The sequence below is a fragment of the Aeromonas sp. R2-3 genome (assembly GCF_040908375.1).
Classification (GTDB): Bacteria; Pseudomonadota; Gammaproteobacteria; order Enterobacterales; family Aeromonadaceae; genus Aeromonas; species Aeromonas veronii.
The window spans coordinates 88,237-105,833 of the sequence record NZ_JBFODP010000021.1; the positions used below are offsets into that span (position 1 = coordinate 88,237).

Consider the following 17,597-nt stretch of genomic DNA (forward strand, 5'->3'; position numbering starts at 1 on the left):
GGAATAGCTAGATGAGTGATTATCAGGATTTTTGTGAAGCATTTGGAGGATGCGCTAGTGATCCAGATTTTATGGATGATTGGCTGGCAGTGTACGGCCATGATAGTTCTGTTAAATCTCGGCTGGCGCTATTTGATTACACTGATATCGCAAATAAATATAGTTTGTCTAACAATGAAATAGAACAAATAAAAAGTTATATGAATATTTATAATATTCAAGGCTTTAAAAGTCAAAAAGAGGCCAATAAATATATAACCAACAAAAACCGTTGGGGTGAGTTTCCTGATATAAGGTCGCTGAATGATCATGGTGCATATAAAAATGTTCCTGGTATTTTACCCAAGTTTTATCGTATAACTTGTGAAATTCTCGATATTACAAAAGGAAATGGTGCACCACTGATAAAAGCTACCAAGTATTAAGGACACATAACAAGCCGTTCAAGTGAGACTGCTAAATTTTGACTAAGTTCTGCTTCTTTACTCAAATTTTGCCAAGCATTACCATAGCCTAATGCTGTTGGGTGCAATGAAATTGCACCGCTAATTTAATCTCTGCTCCCTTGAATGAGAAATACTCAGCAAACGGTGCAGTGCGCTGCGCTTATTGCACCCTACGTCTATTCGTCAATTCGCTGGGGGGGCGGCTGAGCGCCATGCCTTGCCAAAGCAACAAAAGGGGCGATCTGCGCCCCGATTCTTCTGATCTCCCCGTTTTATATCGCCGCCCGCTTGTCCGGCGTTGCCTGATTGTCTGCTGACTCACTACCAAGATGCCTGTTTTCCTCATCAGGCGGGCTGAAAAAAGCCACCTTTACTCATACCTCGCCGCTTCCCAGGCGTGGATCGCCTGTTTGCGGGTCTCGCCCCAGTGATAGCCGCCGAGTTTGCCGTTTTGCTGGATGACCCGGTGGCAGGGGATCATCAAGGCGACGGGGTTGGCGCCCACCGCCAGCCCCACGGCGCGGGCGGCTTTGGGGTTGCCGACGGCGCTCGCCACCTGGGCGTAGCTCACCACCTTGGCGGGCGGGATCTGCAGCAGCGCCCGCCAGACGCTGATCTGAAAGTTGGTACCGCTCACGTGCAAGGAGATGGGGCGATCCGGCGCCTTGCTGCCATCGAACATGGTGTTGATGACCCCTTGGGTGCGTGATGGCGCTTCTTGCAGCGTTGCCTCAGGCCAGCTGTGGGCGAGGGCGGCCAGCGGCGTCTCTGGGGTCTGGTCATCGAGAAACGAGAAGTTGCACACCCCCCGTTGGGTCAGGGCGACGAATGCCTGACCGAAAGGGGTGTCGTGCACCCCGTGATCGATAACCAACCCGGCCCCGCGCTGCTTGTACTCGCCCGGCGTCACCGCTTCGAGCTGCACGAAGTGATCGTAGAGCCGCGAGCCGCTACTAAGGCCCAGGGTATCGGCCACCTCAAGCAGCGGACGCGACTCCTGCAGCAGCGCCTTGGCCCGCTCCAGGGTCAGCACCTGCAGATAGCGTTTGGGCGTCACTCCGGCCCAGCGGCTGAACAGCCGCTGGAAGTGAAAGGGACTTAAGTGAACATGCGCCGCTATCTCGTCCAGAGTGGGCTGGCGCTCCACCTGACTTGCGATAAAACGGATGGCATCGGCGATGCGGGCGTAATCAGACATAAGGCGCTCTCACGATAAGTTTGCGGTCGCAGGGTCTTGGGGGCGACAAGGTCATGTGCGACAAATTGATACCCCACCATCGGCCAGCAGCGCAATGCCGGTGGTAAAGCTGGATGCATCGGACACGAGATAAAGGGCCGAGCGGGCGATCTCCTCCGGTTGGGCCAGCCGTTTGAGGGCATGCATATTCTGCACAAAGGCGAGGCTCTCTGGCGTATTGGCAAAAGCCCGCCCCATGGGGGTGTCGGTACCCCCCGGCAGCAGGGCGTTGACCCGCACCCCTTGTGCCCCATACTCGGCAGCCAGCACCCGGGTCAGGCCAATGAGGCCTGCCTTGCTCGCCGCATAGGCCGCCATGCCGGGCAGCCCCAGGGTATGGCCGACAAAGGTAGAGGTAAAAATAAGCGAGCCGCCGCCACGCGCCAGCATGGCGGGGATCTGGTACTTGGCTCCCACAAAGGCGCTGGTGAGGTTGGTATCCAGAATTTCCTGCCACTGCGTCAGTTCAAGCTCCTCTACGCTGCCCGGCGTGCCTGTGGTACCTGCGTTGTTGAAGGCGATATCGAGCCCGCCGAAACGGGTTAGCGCGAGATCAACAAGGTCGCGGGCGTAACTCTCGCTTTTCACATCTCCCGCCAGACTTACCGCCTGGCCCCCCTCATGGCGGATCTCCTCCACCAGCAGATCCAGTTCGGGCTGGCGGCGGGCGCCGACGACGACGCAGGCCCCTTCGCGGGCAAACAGGATGGCGCTGGCGCGACCGATGCCGGAGCTGGCGCCGGTGATGATGGCGACCTTGTTGGACAGTAATGACATGGCAGTTCCCTCGCTGAGTGTGTTGTGCGCCAGCTAAGTGGCTCACAGGGTTGGTTGTGGATTGGAACCCCAATAGGTTCCAACCGACTTGGGTTTGGCCCCCACTATGGCAACCGCTCCTCGCCGGGACGACCCGAATCTTGCTCTCTTTGTCCCCAAGTCGTTTTGCTACATGTCGAAACAGGCCTTCGCGGCAACAAAAGGGGCGAACTGCGCCCCAAATTCTTTATAATGCCCCCCTTTAAAATCGCCGGATCCAGGTTCGGCGCGCGTTGATGGTCACTGTGCCATCAGGCAGATCATCAGGATTGAGAAACGGTTATGCATACTCTGGAACAGCTGCGCGCAGGTGAACTGTGCTGTGCCCGCCATTTGAAGCTTTGTGAAAACCTGACGGAGTTCCCCAGCGAGATTTTGAGCCTGAAAGAGACGCTGGAGGTGCTGGATTTGACCGGCAACCAGCTAAGCGCACTCCCTGACGAGCTGGCCGGGTTCAGCAAACTGCGCATTATCTTCTGCTCCGAGAACCGCTTTACCGAGCTGCCCGAGGTGCTGGGACGCTGTCCGGCGCTTACTATGGTGGGTTTTAAGGCCAACCGGATTGCCACCGTCTCGGCCAGGGCGCTGCCCGCCGGTTTGCGCTGGTTGATCCTGACCGATAACCAGATTGAAAGTCTGCCGGACGAGCTGGGCCAGTGCGACGCTCTGCAAAAGCTGATGCTGGCGGGCAACCGCCTGCGCGAGCTGCCCGCAAGTCTTGCCAACTGCCGCAATCTGGAGCTGCTGCGTATCGCCGCCAACCGCATCGAACGCTTCCCCGAGTGGCTGCTGTCGCTGCCTCGCCTTTCATGGCTTGCCTACTCCGGCAACCCCTTTAGCGAAGGGGAGGAGGCGCGGGCCATCGATGATGCCCATGTCACGCCGATTGCCTGGGAGACGCTGGCGCTGGGCGAGCTGCTGGGGCAGGGAGCATCCGGCGTTATCCATCGCGCCACCCTTGTGGGTAATCCTGCAGATGAAGTGACTCAGGCGAGCGACAGAGGCGATGACAGTCAGGTGGCGGTCAAGCTGTTCAAGGGGGCGGTGACCAGCGACGGGCTTCCCCGCTGCGAGATGGCGGCATCGCTGGCGGCGGGCACTCATCCCAACCTTATCAAGGTGATAGGCAAGGTGGCGGATCACCCCTCCGGCATTCCGGCGCTGGTAATGGCGCTGATAGACCCAGATTTTATCAACATGGCGGGGCCGCCGAGCCTGGACTCCTGCACCCGGGATGTCTATCCCGAGGATCTGCATCTGAGTGTGCCGGATGCGCTGGCGATGGCCCATGGCATCGCCTCGGTGGCGGGCCATCTGCACCGCGCGGGCATCATGCACGGGGATCTCTACGGCCACAATATCCTCTTTGCCCGTGAGCCTGGCGCCCCGGCCCACGCCCTGCTGGGGGATTTTGGCGCCGCTTCCTTATATGGCCGCAGCAACCGCGAGCGGGCCGTGGGCCTTGAGCGACTGGAAGTGCGCGCCTTTGGTTGCTTGCTGGAGGAGCTGTTGGCCCATTGCGATACGCAAGACTCACCGCTTGATGGGTTGCATCAGCTCAAAGCGGCCTGCCTCTCGGAACTCCCCGCCGATCGTCCCGATTTTGCTTATATCGAGCGTCAGCTGGCGGCCGCTCGCGCCACGCTGTCGTGATCTTTCTGGCGTTGGCAGGCACGTTTTGGCCTGCCAACGTCATTCATTTTATTCATTCATCGCCATACACCCATGACGTTTTGCATGGGTTGGTATACCTCTGCCCGTCATAAGCACAGCCAATAGCGCCCATTGCGACAGCGAGGCGCACGGAAAGGTGACGTCCCGCCATTCGCCCGATAACACGCAGAGGCAGCGTGGCAAAAAGGGAAGGGCAGAGGGTTGCGCGGTGCCGGTTAAGTTGTGATATTGAGGCATCTTTAGTACAGAAGGGTAATAACGATGGAAGCTGCGTTTTGGCATCAGCGTTGGGAAGAGAACCGGATTGGCTTTCATCAGGCGGACTTCAACCACTGGCTGCAATCCTGGTGGTCAGCCCAGCAAGCGGACGAGCCGGTGCTGGTTCCCCTGTGTGGCAAATCCCGCGACATGCTCTGGCTGAGCGCTCAGGGCCATCCGGTCGACGGTTTCGAGCTATCGAGCCTTGCCGTCAGCCAGTTCTTCAGTGAAAACCAGCTCGCCGCGACCGTGAGCGAGGTGGGCCCTTATCAGTGCCATCAGGTGGACAGCCTGCGCATTTTTCAGGGGGATTTTTTCGCCGCCCCCAGTCTGGGTCGCCGTTACAGGCTGGTCTATGACCGCGCGGCGCTGATCGCCTTGCCGACCGCGATGCGCCGCCAGTATGCAGCCCTGATCAGTTCGCTGGTCGAGACCGGCGGCCAGATCCTGCTGGTGACCCTTGAATATCAGCCGGAGCAGCAGAGTCAGCCCCCCTTCTCGGTGGGTGAGATGGAGGTGCGAGCCCTGTTTGAGCGCGATTTTCGTATCGAGGTGCTGGGGCGCGCCGCCGAGGTGGATCACCCGCGGGTGCTGTCGGGTCAGCTCTCCTACTTCGATGAGGTGGCCTACCGGCTGGTTCGCCGTGGTTAACGGGCAGCTAACGGGCAGTCAAAGGGTGATCTGCGCCGACAAATCATCGAGCTGCAAGCTCTTCGCTACCTCCTTTGACGTAGATCAACGTGACTGATGGGGGGAGTGCCTAATATGAGGCTGTTTCTCAATCACTGTTGGCATTGCAAAGCGAGTATCGGGTCTTTCCCGCTTGCTGATCAGCAACTCAGTGTCTGATTTTCACGCTCATGTTCACTTTTGGCGGCTTTGGTCGCAATTGTTATGGTTTTTCCAGCCGACCCTGATGGGTCGGCTTTTTATTGTCTGCTATTTGCCGTGGGCAGGAAAAACGGGGGATGTCGAGGCCTGATCAGGCCTCGAAGGTGGCGGCATTGAGCCGAAATGCCCGTGGATCGTCGATAAACTGGCCGGTGATCCGCTCGTCATGTTCGTGCCCCTGACCATAGCTGCAGAGGATCAGCCGATCGGAGGTGCGCGATCGCAGCTGGGTGATAAAGCGCACCAGGTCGGCGCGGCTCAACTTGCCCACCTCGTCGCAGACCCGCTCCCGCTGATCGAACCCCAGGTCCTTGTTGCCAATACTGACCCACAACCGCTGGCCGCGACTGCGCAGATTGGCATCCCGCTCGCTGAGCTGGGCTTGCAGCCCCGCCTTGCTCTCCTGCCACTGCTGCTCGGTAAATTCGAGCATGGCGAGCGGGAAGAGGTCGATAAACTCCTCCACCGCATCGAGCAGGATCTGCGGCCCCGCCACCGGCGACTGGATATAGAAAATCAGCCCCGGATGGCGATTGAGGGGCAGGTTACCGGCGCCCACCACATAACCCAGTTGCTGGCGGGTGCGCAGCTCGTGGAAGAAGGTGGAGGACATGATGTGGTTCGCCAGGGTAAAGCAGGCGAGATCCCGCGCCCGGGTGGTGCGGGACTGGTAGTAGACCAGCAGTGCCGAGTCTTCGTGATCGCAACCCTGCTCGCGAATAAGGGTGCCTCTGTCCTGAATGGAGATGAGCGGGCGGCGGGTCTCGCCGCTCGGCTTGCTGCTGGTGCCATTGATATCGCTCAGGTGGCGCTCCATCAGGGCGGCCAGCTCCAGCGCTTCGGCGGCAGTCCAGTCGCCATGCACCAGCGCCTCGACATGCACCTCGCCAAACAGCTGGGCCACGAAGCCGGGCATCTCCTCCAGCTCGACGGTGCGCAGGTGGCGCAGCAACTGCTCGAACGGCGGGTTGTTCGGTTGCAACAGGCTGGTGAGCTGGTTAAAGAGCTGGGAGATGGGGCGCGCCTTGGACTGGTTGTCCCAGTTGCGGATGAGCTGCTCCTTGATCTCGGCGAAGCGACCAGGATCCGGATACCCCAGGGTGCGGTTGCCGAGGATCATGTCGAGCAACAGCGGCTGCTTGTCGGCAAAACCGCTCAGGTTGATGGTAAAGCCCCCCTGATGGGCATAGATCTGATAGCCCAGCCCCGCCAGCTCCGCCGGATAGGTGAGGGCGTTGAGATGGTCGGCCAACAGCTCCACGGCGAGGCGCGCCATGGCGATATTGCGCGGATTTTTGACAGCATGTTCGCTGTCGATGGAGATGTAGAGATTGCCCTTGGGCACGCTGAACAGGTGCTCATGGAGGTGCCAGAGGCGAAAACCGGGGCGATCGATAAGGCAGGCGGGCATGTCGGCGGCAAGCTCGGGTGTGCGCGGATCGAGTCTACTGCTGATAAAGGGGTTGGGCTTGGGCAGCGCCAGCGCCGGATCCGGCTCGCTCTGCTGCCAGCGAATTTTCTCGGCCTCGGTAATAGTCGCCACGCTGTAGGGGGTCTGATACCAGCGGGCCAGCCGATCGGTCGCCACTTCCGGCGCAGTGATGGTGATACGCAAATTGTGCGGGGTGAGCTTGGCGAGGAAGCGGCGGATCAGCCCCTCGTCATATTCGCGCATCATGTAGTCGCCGTAGAGCAGATCCTCAGGTTTGTAGCTAAAGAGGTTGAGCACCAACCCCGACACCGTATCGAGGGGGCGGCCGCGCTCCTGAAAACGGAACGCCGATTCGAGCACGGTCCGTTTTTCGTCATAGCGCCAGCTCTGCAGCCCTTCGCAGCCAATCAGTTTCAGATAGCCAAACAGGGCGGCGAGGATGTCGTCCACATGCTCAAGGCCCAGAGGTGTGAGGCCGAAGTTGACGCCAAAATCCTTGAAGTTGGCGCCGCTGATGCCACCGCCCGCCGAGAGCTGGTTGACCCAGCCTTTCGCCTTGAGCAGAGAGAGCAGGCTGCCATCCCCCTCATAACCAATCAGATGGCTCAGGAAGGTGAGGGGCTTTTTGTCGTAAAACTCGTCCACATTGGGCAAGGGGAAGCTGAGCGACAGCTTGCGGGTCTCCTTGACCGGATTGATGTGGATGCGCACGCCGAGATCGTCGAGCCGGTAGAGTGGCATGGTGAGAGTCGGGGTTCCCAAATTGCGATTCAAAATGGGAGCAAAGTAGCGACAGCACCACTGCAACTGGGTATCGATGGATTCCGGCGAGATCATCACCAGCGCCATGCGATCCGCGCTGTAGTGGCTTTCGTAAAAACGGATAAGGTCGGAGCGCAGATCCCGTCCCGGTAGATCAGCCAGGGTATCGAGGTTGCCCACCGAGAACTTGGAGAAGGGGTGCGCCGGGTTGACTGTCTCTTTATGTACCTGATAGCTGCGGCGCATGTCGTCCTGCAGTTTGAGGCGATACTCGGAGTCGACCGCGTTGCGCTCCTTGTCCACCCACTCCGGATCAAAGGTGGGGCAGATAAAGAACTGGGAGAAGCGATCCAGCCCCGCTTCGAAGAAGCCGTTGTCGATCTCGAAGAAGAAGTTGGTGAACTCGGTACCGGTCCAGGCGTTGTTGCTGCCGCCATGACGGCTCATAAATTGCTGGTACTCACCAGGCTTGGGGTAGGTGCAGGTGCCGAGAAACAGCATGTGCTCCAGAAAATGGGCCATTCCCTGCCGGTCGGCGGGATCGTCAAAATGGCCGGTATTGACCGCCAGAGAAGCGGCGGATTTGTCGGTGTCGGGATCACAAATCAACAAGACCCTGAGCCGGTTGGCCAGCTCCAGAAAATGGTATTGCCGATGGTCATTGGGACTGGCATATGGGCTCATTGGCGTGTGACTCACGTTGGATTTATTTGAATTTAAACATGATTATCGACCCCGCTATCCCGTCAGGCAAACCCTTTTCTGAGAGGTAGCGCAATTGTTTCCACACCCGTGGCGGGGTAAGATCCCCCGGCTATCAAAACAGGCCCGTTGGGCGAGGTTGTAATGAAGATCTATATCATGCGTCATGGCCAGGCTGGCATGAATGCGAAAACAGATGAACAGCGTCCATTGACCGAGCAGGGTATTGAAGAGTCTATCCAGATGGCCCGCTGGCTGGCGCCTCAGCTGATTGGCCCGCTGGATCGGGTGATCCACAGCAACTATCTGCGGGCACGCCAGACCTGGCAAGCCATATGCAGTGAATTACCTGACGCAGCAGCCGTTGAAGAGAGTGGCGACATTACCCCGTACGGTGATCCCGCTTTCGTGGCCAGCTACCTCACCACTCTGGCTGAACAACATGACCAGATCCTGATGGTCAGCCATCTGCCGCTGGTGGGTTATCTGGTGCAAAGCCTCTGCCCGGCAGCAGGAGCACCCATGTTCGCCACCTCGGGGATCGCTTGTATCGAGTGGCACGATGGCAAAGGAGCCTTGCTCTGGCTCGAAGGGCCGCATACAATAGGCTAAAAGTTAATAAAAAGTTATAGATTGAATTTTTTGGGAAGAGATGGGCGAGTTTTCCGGATTTTTATAAATATTTTACGGAATTAATTCGCAGAAGCTGCTGTCATACGGATACAACTGCAAGAGGTTGCAAACGATGAGAGTGTTCAAGAAGTACCTGCCACTGATGGTGGCAAAGCATGTCAAAACCTTCTTTAAAGGTCGGATTTACATCCATGGTCGGGGGCGGTTTGATTTCCAATCCGGTTTGTTGCTGATGCCGAATCCGGCGGATATTCCCCATCGCCAGACAGTCACCGAGGTCAACGAGCTGATCTCCAGACTGCACATGGATGCCGCGTGATGCGCTTCTGAACCTGTTTCTGCACTGATATGCCCGCACTTTTGCGGGCATATTTGTTTCTGGCGGCTGGCGTTCACCGCGTGGCTGTTCAGGCCCACACCTTTGTTTCTCTCCCATCGCCCTCTATACTGGCCCGCTGTTGTCTCTTCGGTCTGGATCCTCTCATGCCCCTTGCCTTTCTGTTTCCCTTCTCCTGCATTGCCATCTGGGCTGGCAATGGCATCGTCAGCAAACTGGCGGTTGGTGTGTTGTCCCCGGCAGCCTTGGCCTGGTCGCGCTGGGTGGTGGCTGCGTTGGTATTAAGCCCGTTTCTGGCCCGTCGGGTATGGCGTGCGCGTGCCCGTCTGCGCGCTGGCCTTTGGCAGATCGCCATGCTCGCCTCGCTGGGCATGGTGCTCAACCAGACTTTTGGGTACTACGCGGCGCAAACCCTAGGGGCTACCGAGATGGGGTTGATGATGGGACTGACGCCGCTGCTGACCGTGCTGTTCAGTATCTGGCTGCTGCGCGAGCGGCCCACCTGGGGCGCCGTGCTGGGGGCGCTGCTCTCCATCCTCGGCTTGTCTATCTTGCTGGGGCAGGGGGATCCGACCCGGCTGTTTACCCAAGGCATTCATATCGGCTCTGTCTATATGCTGATCTCGGCCGGTACTTATGCCCTTTACAGCGTGCTGCTCAAGAAGTGGGATCTGGGGCTCGACAACTGGTCGCTGCTCTACGGTCAGGTGATCTGCAGTGTGGTGATCCTGACCCCCTTCTTTTTGCTGATGGATGGCCAGTGGCCGGATGGCCGGGCCCTGTGGCTGATCCTCTATGCCGGTATCCCCACTTCGGCGCTTTCGCCCTGGCTCTGGATGCAGGGTATCGCCCTGCTCGGTGCCAACCGTACCGCCATCTTTATGAACCTGCTGCCGGTGATGACGGCTGGCCTTGCCATCACCCTGCTGGGTGAGCGGTTGACCAGCTATCACCTGATCGGGGGCGGTCTGACCCTGCTGGGTGTCTTGCTGGCACAGCTGCTGGTGCGTCCGGTGGTGATGGGTCGCCGTCGGGTGGTGTTGGCACCCTGTCCCGAAGAGTAATCTTGCGTGAAGGTGTAAGTAGGCCCAATGGCCTGCTTGGCCGCCAATGAAAAGCGCCTGCAGCAATGCAGGCGCTTTTTTATGGTTACATCTTCCTAGCCGGTTACTGGGCAACCAGATAGAGCTCCTTGCTGTAGACCACATCCTGCGGGTTAAGGTGGGGATAGCCTTTCACGAAAGGCTTGAGCAACCTTGATTTGACCGAGAAATAGATGGGGGCGATGGGGGCATCCGCATCAATGAGTGCCTCTGCCTGTTGATACAGGGCATTGCGTTCAGCGGGATCCAGCGAGTCGTGGGCCTTGGCCAGCAGGGCGTCGTACTCCTTGTTGAACCACTTGCCGCTGTTGGCACTGCTGCTGGAGGTCATGATATCGAGGAAGGTGGAGGCATCGTTATAGTCCCCGTTCCAGCCATAGCGGCTAACCCCGAAATCCCCCTCGTTGAGTGCCGAGACCATGGTCTTCCACTCCATGTTGTTGAGGGTGGCAGTGACCCCCAGGTTGTGTTTCCACATGGAGGAGACGGCCAGCGCAATCTTTTTGTGGCTCTCGTTGGTGTTGTAGAGAATGTCCACTGTGAGTGGCTTGTCCGGGCCATATCCCGCTTCGGCCAACAGGGCTTTGGCTTGCTTGATCCGCTCCTCTTTGCTCTGCAGCTGGCTGGCCGGTTTTTTCAATTCAAAACCGTCCACAATGGGGGGCGTGAAGCTATATGCGGCAATTTGTCCCTGTCCCAGGATCTTGTCGGTGATGGTCTCTCGGTCGATAGCGAGCGAGAGCGCCTTGCGTACTTTCGGGTCATCGAACGGTTTGCGCTGGGTATTGAAGACATAGTAATAGCTGGCCAGCGTGGGGACGCTGACCAGTTCTTCCGGGCTCTTGCTCTTGAGCTGTTTGTACTGCTCCAGCGGATAAGTGGTGTAGTGCAGTTCACCGGTGCGATAGCGGTTGTAGGCGGCGGTTTCCGAGACGATCTCCAGATAGACCACCTTGTTCAGGACGGTATGCTGGTTGTTCCAGTAGTGGGTATTGCGCTCGGCACTCAGCCGCTCGTTGGGGGTCCATTCCTTGAGCACAAAGGCACCGTTGGAGACGATATTGCCCGGTTTGACCCAATCCTTACCGAACTTTTCAATGGTGGCCTTGGGGGCCGGGAACGTGGTGTAGTGGGCAAGCGTCTTCAGGAAGAAGGGGACCGGATTTTTCAGGGTGACCTGCAGGGTGTGGTCATCGAGCGCCTTGATCCCGAGCTCTGACGGGCTCTTCTTGCCCTGGGTCACCTCGCTTGCATTGACCACTCCGGTCAACTCGATAAACCAGGCGTAGTTGGAGGCCGTCTTGGGATCGGCCGCCCGTTGCCAGCCGTAGACATAATCGGCGGCGGTGACCGGTTCACCGTTTGACCACTTGGCCTCGGGCCTCAGCTTGAAGGTGTAGACGGTACCTGTCTTGTCAATGTCGTAGCTGACGGCACCTGCTGGCTTGATCTTGCCGGTATTATCCAGCTCATAGAGCCCTTCAAACAGATCGTTGACGATGGCACTACCGGCGGTCTCTTCTACCAGCTGGGGGTCGATGGTGGTGGGTTCGGTGCCGATATTGGTCACGTAGATTTGTTGGGCATCCGGCAGCAGCTTGGTACCGGCAGGCACCTGGGCAGCCCAGGCGGGAAGGGCAAACAGTCCGGCTACCATGCCGGCAATGAGAGTCTTGTTCATTGATAATCCTTGAGTTTTATTTGCTTCCAAAGCGAAATCAGTGTGCTGGATTGGCGATCGGATCTCAAGAGGCAATGGCTGAGGGGACGGCAGGCCCATCAGACTCCATCTTTAATGACTCAAGGCCAGTCAGCTCATGGCTTGCCACAGGTTATTGCCACGAATTAAGAGGCCGAAAGTTATCGATTGAAACCGAATAAAACGCGCCTTTTACCATAACATGAGGCGAAATAGCCTATTTAATAGGCCGCTTAATTCGCTGCAAAAACAAAAAACAGACGTTACATTAGGTTACAAATCAAGGCCGCCGGTGATCGGCATTTTTTTTTGCCGATGCCTGCAAACGTTTTCAATGCCAACGGATGCGATCTAAAGGAACAAAAATGCGAAACATGATCACCATGGGTGAGTTCATCGTCAAAAAGCAGGCGGATTATCCTACCGCGACCGGCGAGCTGACCTCGTTGCTCAGCTCGATCCGCCTTGCTGCCAAGGTGGTGAACCGGGAGATCAACAAGGCGGGACTGGCGGATATCATCGGTTCCATGGGCGCTGAAAACGTACAGGGCGAGGTGCAGCAGAAGCTGGATGTCTACGCCAACGAACGCTTCAAGGCGGCGCTGGAAGCGCGCGGCGAGGTGTGCGGCATGGCTTCGGAAGAGGAAGAGGACTTCGTCGCCTTTGACTCGCCGCTCTCCAAAAACTCCAAGTATGTGGTGCTGATCGACCCGCTCGATGGCTCCTCCAATATCGACGTCAACGTCTCGGTCGGGACCATCTTCTCCATCTACCGCCGTTTGAGCCCGCAGGGTTCGCCGGTGACGCTGGAGGACTTTCTGCAACCGGGCAACCGTCAGGTCGCCGCCGGTTATGTGGTCTACGGCTCCTCCACCATGCTGGTCTACACCACCGGCTTTGGCGTTAACGGCTTTACCTACGATCCTTCCATCGGCTGCTTCTGCCTCTCCCACGAGAACATCCGCATTCCGGAAGAGGGCAAGATCTACTCCATCAACGAGGGCAACTACATCAAGTTCCCGGACGGGGTGAAGAAGTACCTCAAATATTGCCAGGAGCGCGACGAAGCGACCCACAGACCTTACACCTCCCGCTATATCGGCTCCCTGGTTTCCGATTTCCATCGCAACCTGCTCAAGGGCGGCATCTACATCTATCCGTCCGGCACCAACTCCCCGAACGGCAAGCTGCGGCTGCTCTATGAGTGCAACCCGATGGCGTTTCTGGTAGAGCAGGCTGGTGGCAAGGCCTCCGACGGTTTTGGCCGGATCATGGATATCCAGCCCACCGCGCTGCACCAGCGTACCCCTTACTTTGTTGGCTCGACCAAGATGGTGGAGCGGGCCGAGGCCTTTATGCGCGAGTTCTCCGCCCATGAGGATCCAGCCAACCAGGGCTGAACGTACGCAGTAGTCAGATAGCAAATAAAAAACGGGAGCCGGTATGGCTCCCGTTTTAGTTGGCGTTATCTGTCTGGCTCGCCGCTAGCGTTGCAGAGATTCACAGGCTGTTGTTGGCCAGATCAGCCAGCAAACCATCCACCAGTTTCAGGCGCATGGCGCGATCCTGGGTCGGCACCTGGAAACGCAGCCGAGTCGGCCCATCCATCTTGTAGACCCTTGGCTGGCTGGAGAGCAGCTTGACCAGATAGGCCGGATTGACCTTGGTCTCCTGGGTGAAGTCGAGATAGCCACCGCGCTCGCTCATCTCCACCCGGCGAATGCCAAGGGCGGTGGCACGCTGGCGGAAGGCGGCCAGCTCCAGCAGGGTTTTGGTTGCCTCCGGCAAGAGGCCAAAGCGGTCGATCAGCTCCACTTTCAGCTCCCGCAGCTCCTGCTCGTCTGCCGCGCTGGCGATCCGCTTGTACATGGAGAGGCGCATGTTGACGTCCGGAATATAGTCATCCGGCAGCAGCGCAGGCAGGCGCAGCTCCACCTCGGTGTGCTGGCTCATCAGCTGCTCCAGCGATGGCTCCTTGCCATTTTTCAGTGCCTCGACCGCCTGCTCCAGCATCTCCATATAGAGGGTGAAGCCGACCGATTCAATCTGGCCGCTCTGATCGTCGCCGAGCAGTTCGCCTGCGCCACGGATCTCCAGATCGTGGGTCGCCAGCGCAAAACCGGCGCCGAGATCTTCAAGCGACGCGATCGCCTCCAGCCGCTTGGCCGCATCCTTGGTCATCAGCTTGGGATGGGGGGTGAGCAGGTAGGCATAGGCCTGATGGTGAGAGCGGCCAACCCGACCCCGCAGCTGGTGCAACTGGGCCAGACCGAGATGATCCGCCCGATCCATGATGATGGTGTTGGCGCTCGGCACGTCGATGCCGGTCTCGATGATGGTGGTGCAGACCAGCAGGTTGAAGCGCTGGTGGTAGAAGTCGGACATGATCCGCTCAAGGTCGCGCTCGCGCATCTGGCCGTGGGCGATGCCGATGCGGGCCTCTGGCACCAGCTCCGCCAGGTCGGCTGCGCACTTCTCGATGCTCTCGACATCGTTGTGCAGATAGTAAACCTGACCGCCACGCTTGAGTTCCCGCAGTACCGCCTCGCGTACCACTGCCGGTTCGTGCTGGCGGACAAAGGTCTTGATGGCGAGCCGCTTGGCGGGCGGAGTGGCGATGATGGAGAGATCCCGCATGCCGGACATCGCCATATTGAGGGTGCGCGGAATAGGGGTGGCGGTGAGAGTGAGGATATCCACATCGGCCCGCAGCGCCTTGATCTTCTCCTTCTGGCGCACCCCGAATCTGTGCTCCTCATCGACGATGAGCAGTCCCAGATCCTTGAAGGTGAGTTCGGATCCGAGCAGCTTGTGGGTGCCGATGATGATATCCACCTTGCCTTCGGCCAATTCCTTCATCACAGCGCTCTGCTCCTTGGCGGAGCGGAAGCGGCTCAGTACCTCGACCCGCACCGGCCAGTTGGCGAAGCGGTCGCGGAAGTTGTCGTAGTGCTGTTGCGCCAGCAGGGTGGTGGGCACCAGCACGGCGACCTGTTTGCCGCCATGCACGGCCACAAACGCCGCCCGCATAGCCACTTCGGTCTTGCCGAAACCCACGTCGCCGCACACCAGTCGGTCCATGCTCTTGGCCTGACACATGTCCCCCAGCACCGCATTGATGGCGTTGAGCTGATCGTCGGTCTCCTCGAACGGGAAGCTGGCGGCAAATTGGCGATAGGCCTCTTTGTCGTGCTTGAAGGCAAAACCGGCGCGAGCGGCGCGATGAGCGTAGACATCCAGCAACTCGGCTGCCACGTCGCGCACCTTCTCCGCCGCCTTGCGCCGCGCCTTGCTCCAGGCTTCACCGCCGAGCTTGTGGCTGGGCGGGTTATCCGATCCGGTGTAGCGGCTGATAAGGTGCAAACTGGTAACCGGCACGAACAGCTTGTCGCCGCCGGCATATTCGAGGGTCAAAAACTCGGTGGGCAGACCACCGGCGTCGATGGTTTCGAGCCCCAGATAGCGGCCGACCCCGTGATCCAGATGGACCACCGGCTGACCCTGGGTCAGCTCGCCCAGGTTTCTGATCACCGCATCGGAGCTTAAGTTTTTGCTCTTCTCTCGCGCCCGTTTGCTGCGCACCTTGCCGCCCAGCAGTTCGGTCTCGGTGATCAGCGCCAATGGATCCTGACCGACCTCCTGCCACAGGAAGCCACGCTCAAGCGGTGCCACCAGCAGGCCGTGGCGATCCGGGCTCGCCATAAAGGCGTCGAGGGAGGGGAACTCTTTAGGTTGCAGCGAGATACGCGCCAGCAGATCGCCGAGCACCTCACGCCGTCCTTCCGACTCCACCGCAAACAGGGTGCGCCCGGCAAAGCCTTGCAGGAACTGGTTGAGCGCCAGCAGGGGTTGCTCCTTGCTGTGATCGAGTTGCAGATCCGGCAGGGCCGAGATAGGCAGATCGTGCTGACCAGCATCGCCCGCAGTGGCGGCCTCTTGCAGCCGCACCGCGCCATATTGGCCCAGAGAGGCAAAGAGCTGCTCCACCGGCAGATAGAGCTGGGCCGGTGGCAGTAGTGGGCGGGTGTTGTCCCAGCGTCTGTCTTCATAGCGCTGGCCGATATCGTTCCAGAAACGCTGGGCGGCGGGGTAGATATCCCCCACGGTGAGCAGCAGGGTCTCTTCCGGCAGGTAGTCAAACAGGCTGGCGGTCTGGTTGAAGAAGAGCGGCAGATAATACTCGATGCCAGCGGGCCAGCGTCCCTTGCTCACCTCCTGATAGACGGAACCCTCGGCCCGCGACAGCTCGAACTGCTCGCGGAACTGGCCGCGAAACAGCTCGATGGCCGCCTCGTCGGTAGGGTATTCCCGGGCGGGCAGCAGGCTGACCGTCTTGACCGGTTCGCTGGAACGCTGGGTTTCGGGATCGAACGGGCGGATGGAGTCCACTTCATCGTCGAAGAAGTCGATGCGATAGGGGCTGCTACTGCCCATGGGAAAGAGATCGAGCAGGGAGCCGCGAGCGGCAAATTCGCCATGTTCCAGCACCTGATCCACTGCCACGTAACCCGCCTCGGCGAGGCGCCCGCGCAGCTGTTGCAGATTGAGGCGCTGACCGGCCTTCACCATCAGGCTGTATTTGTCGAGATAGACCCGGGGGGCGCAGCGCAACATCAGGGTGGAGATGGGGACAATCAACACCCCCTTGCTCATCTGCGGCAGCTTGTAGAGAGTCTCGAGCCGCTGGGAGATGATGTCCTGATGGGGGGAGAAGGTGTCGTAGGGCAGGGTCTCCCAATCGGGGAACAACAATACGGGGGCGGACTGATCGGCTAGCTGCTTGTCTGCCAACAAGTACTGTAGCTCCTGCTCCAGGCGCAGGGCGCTCGGGGTATCGGCGGTGATAAGCAGTACCGGCCCCTTGGCTTCATTGGTGAGACGGGCTGCAATCAGCGAGAGGCTGCTGCCGACCAGCTGGCCGAGCGTGATCTTTTGGCCCGCTTTGGCGGGCAAGGCGGGGAGTGTCATTGGCATGGTTCGATTCTTTTAACGTTGACGTTATCTATCGCGACGTTCGCTCTGGTTAGCGCTGACGTTCTTGGGCACGCAGCTTGAGCTGCTTCGATTGCACGTGGAGGCTGGCACGAACCAGCAGTTCACGGTCATCTTCGCGGATCCGCACATAGTCGAGCTGCACATGGGTGCCATGTTCACCGCCGTCGAGCTGTTTGACCTGGCCATAGCAGTAGATGGCGGCCGCCTCTTCCCGCAGGAAGATCTTGAGGCGCACGATCTGGTGCAGATGCGGTGCATCACCGTGATCATGATAGGGGTGCAGGTAGGTGAGCTGGCCAGCCCCGAAGCGCAGAGTGTGGAAGCGCTGCTCCGGATGGTCCTGCAGGGAGAGCACATAGCCCATGATCATGTCGATCTTGCGGGACTGCTGATTGACGATCTCGATCAGATCGTGCATCGACTCGTTCTGGTTGCGCAGCAGGCGAGTGGTCACCAGATCGATGGAGGTAATGGCCGAAGAGATCCGAAAGGGCTCCGGCAGCTCAGCGTCCAGCTCCTCCAGAGAGGGGAGGTGGAAGTCGGCCGGCATGGGGATCACATTGACCGGCGTGGCATGAGTGACGCTGAAGAACTGTTCCTGCATGGAGGCTA

13 protein-coding genes are annotated in these 17,597 nt (G+C 58.9%); 7 read left to right on the top strand and 6 right to left on the bottom strand.

Features of this window, described 5'->3' with window-relative positions:
• Positions 1-11 precede the first annotated feature (11 nt).
• Entirely contained in the window at positions 12-425 is a 414-nt protein-coding gene (locus AB5Z02_RS10220; RefSeq protein WP_194496297.1) for a hypothetical protein, read from the top strand.
• 391 nt (positions 426-816) lie between these two features.
• On the opposite strand, the gene AB5Z02_RS10225 is transcribed toward AB5Z02_RS10220, so the two are convergent.
• Positions 817-1,644 carry a bifunctional transcriptional activator/DNA repair enzyme AdaA gene (locus AB5Z02_RS10225; protein WP_368215940.1) on the bottom strand — a complete coding sequence of 276 codons (828 nt, stop codon included), beginning with the start codon at positions 1,642-1,644 and terminating at the stop codon, positions 817-819.
• Positions 1,645-1,695: 51 nt separating this feature from the next.
• Positions 1,696-2,460 (bottom strand): SDR family oxidoreductase, encoded by a 765-nt coding sequence (locus tag AB5Z02_RS10230; protein WP_368215941.1) that lies wholly within the window; start codon positions 2,458-2,460, stop codon positions 1,696-1,698.
• Between the two features lie 321 nt (positions 2,461-2,781).
• Here AB5Z02_RS10230 and AB5Z02_RS10235 point away from each other — a divergent pair, with 321 nt between their 5' ends.
• Positions 2,782-4,152, top strand: coding sequence for a leucine-rich repeat-containing protein kinase family protein (locus AB5Z02_RS10235; RefSeq protein ID WP_368215942.1), 1,371 nt, complete (start codon positions 2,782-2,784; stop codon positions 4,150-4,152).
• A 282-nt stretch (positions 4,153-4,434) separates the two neighbouring features.
• Complete coding sequence (locus tag AB5Z02_RS10240; protein WP_005337003.1) at positions 4,435-5,082, top strand: thiopurine S-methyltransferase; 648 nt, start codon at positions 4,435-4,437, stop codon at positions 5,080-5,082.
• Positions 5,083-5,413: 331 nt separating this feature from the next.
• Here AB5Z02_RS10240 and AB5Z02_RS10245 read toward each other — a convergent pair whose 3' ends face one another.
• A complete protein-coding gene (locus AB5Z02_RS10245; protein ID WP_075115920.1) occupies positions 5,414-8,200 on the bottom strand; it encodes an insulinase family protein in 2,787 nt (928 codons plus the stop codon).
• Between the two features lie 162 nt (positions 8,201-8,362).
• On the opposite strand from AB5Z02_RS10245, the gene sixA reads away from it, so the two are divergent.
• The 3 genes from sixA to AB5Z02_RS10260 all read left to right on the top strand — a co-directional run bounded on the left by sixA (position 8,363) and on the right by AB5Z02_RS10260 (position 10,252).
• Positions 8,363-8,830 (top strand): phosphohistidine phosphatase SixA, encoded by a 468-nt coding sequence (sixA, locus tag AB5Z02_RS10250; protein ID WP_021230584.1) that lies wholly within the window; start codon positions 8,363-8,365, stop codon positions 8,828-8,830.
• 133 nt (positions 8,831-8,963) lie between these two features.
• Positions 8,964-9,170 (top strand): DUF1107 domain-containing protein, encoded by a 207-nt coding sequence (locus tag AB5Z02_RS10255; protein WP_005336998.1) that lies wholly within the window; start codon positions 8,964-8,966, stop codon positions 9,168-9,170.
• Positions 9,171-9,334: 164 nt separating this feature from the next.
• Entirely contained in the window at positions 9,335-10,252 is a 918-nt protein-coding gene (locus AB5Z02_RS10260) for a DMT family transporter (protein WP_100653589.1), read from the top strand.
• Positions 10,253-10,355: 103 nt separating this feature from the next.
• Here the strand turns inward: AB5Z02_RS10260 and AB5Z02_RS10265 are convergent, their stop codons facing one another.
• Positions 10,356-11,972, bottom strand: a complete 1,617-nt coding sequence (locus tag AB5Z02_RS10265; protein ID WP_019445875.1) for a peptide ABC transporter substrate-binding protein — start codon at positions 11,970-11,972, stop codon at positions 10,356-10,358.
• A 383-nt stretch (positions 11,973-12,355) separates the two neighbouring features.
• On the opposite strand from AB5Z02_RS10265, the gene fbp reads away from it, so the two are divergent.
• Positions 12,356-13,390 carry a class 1 fructose-bisphosphatase gene (gene fbp, locus AB5Z02_RS10270; protein WP_005336993.1) on the top strand — a complete coding sequence of 345 codons (1,035 nt, stop codon included), beginning with the start codon at positions 12,356-12,358 and terminating at the stop codon, positions 13,388-13,390.
• A gap of 100 nt (positions 13,391-13,490) precedes the next feature.
• On the opposite strand, the gene mfd is transcribed toward fbp, so the two are convergent.
• Together mfd and AB5Z02_RS10280 are read right to left on the bottom strand one after the other, a co-directional pair.
• Entirely contained in the window at positions 13,491-16,958 is a 3,468-nt protein-coding gene (gene mfd / locus AB5Z02_RS10275; RefSeq protein ID WP_368215972.1) for a transcription-repair coupling factor, read from the bottom strand.
• 55 nt (positions 16,959-17,013) lie between these two features.
• Positions 17,014-17,589 (bottom strand): hypothetical protein, encoded by a 576-nt coding sequence (locus tag AB5Z02_RS10280; protein WP_005351323.1) that lies wholly within the window; start codon positions 17,587-17,589, stop codon positions 17,014-17,016.
• Positions 17,590-17,597 lie beyond the last annotated feature (8 nt).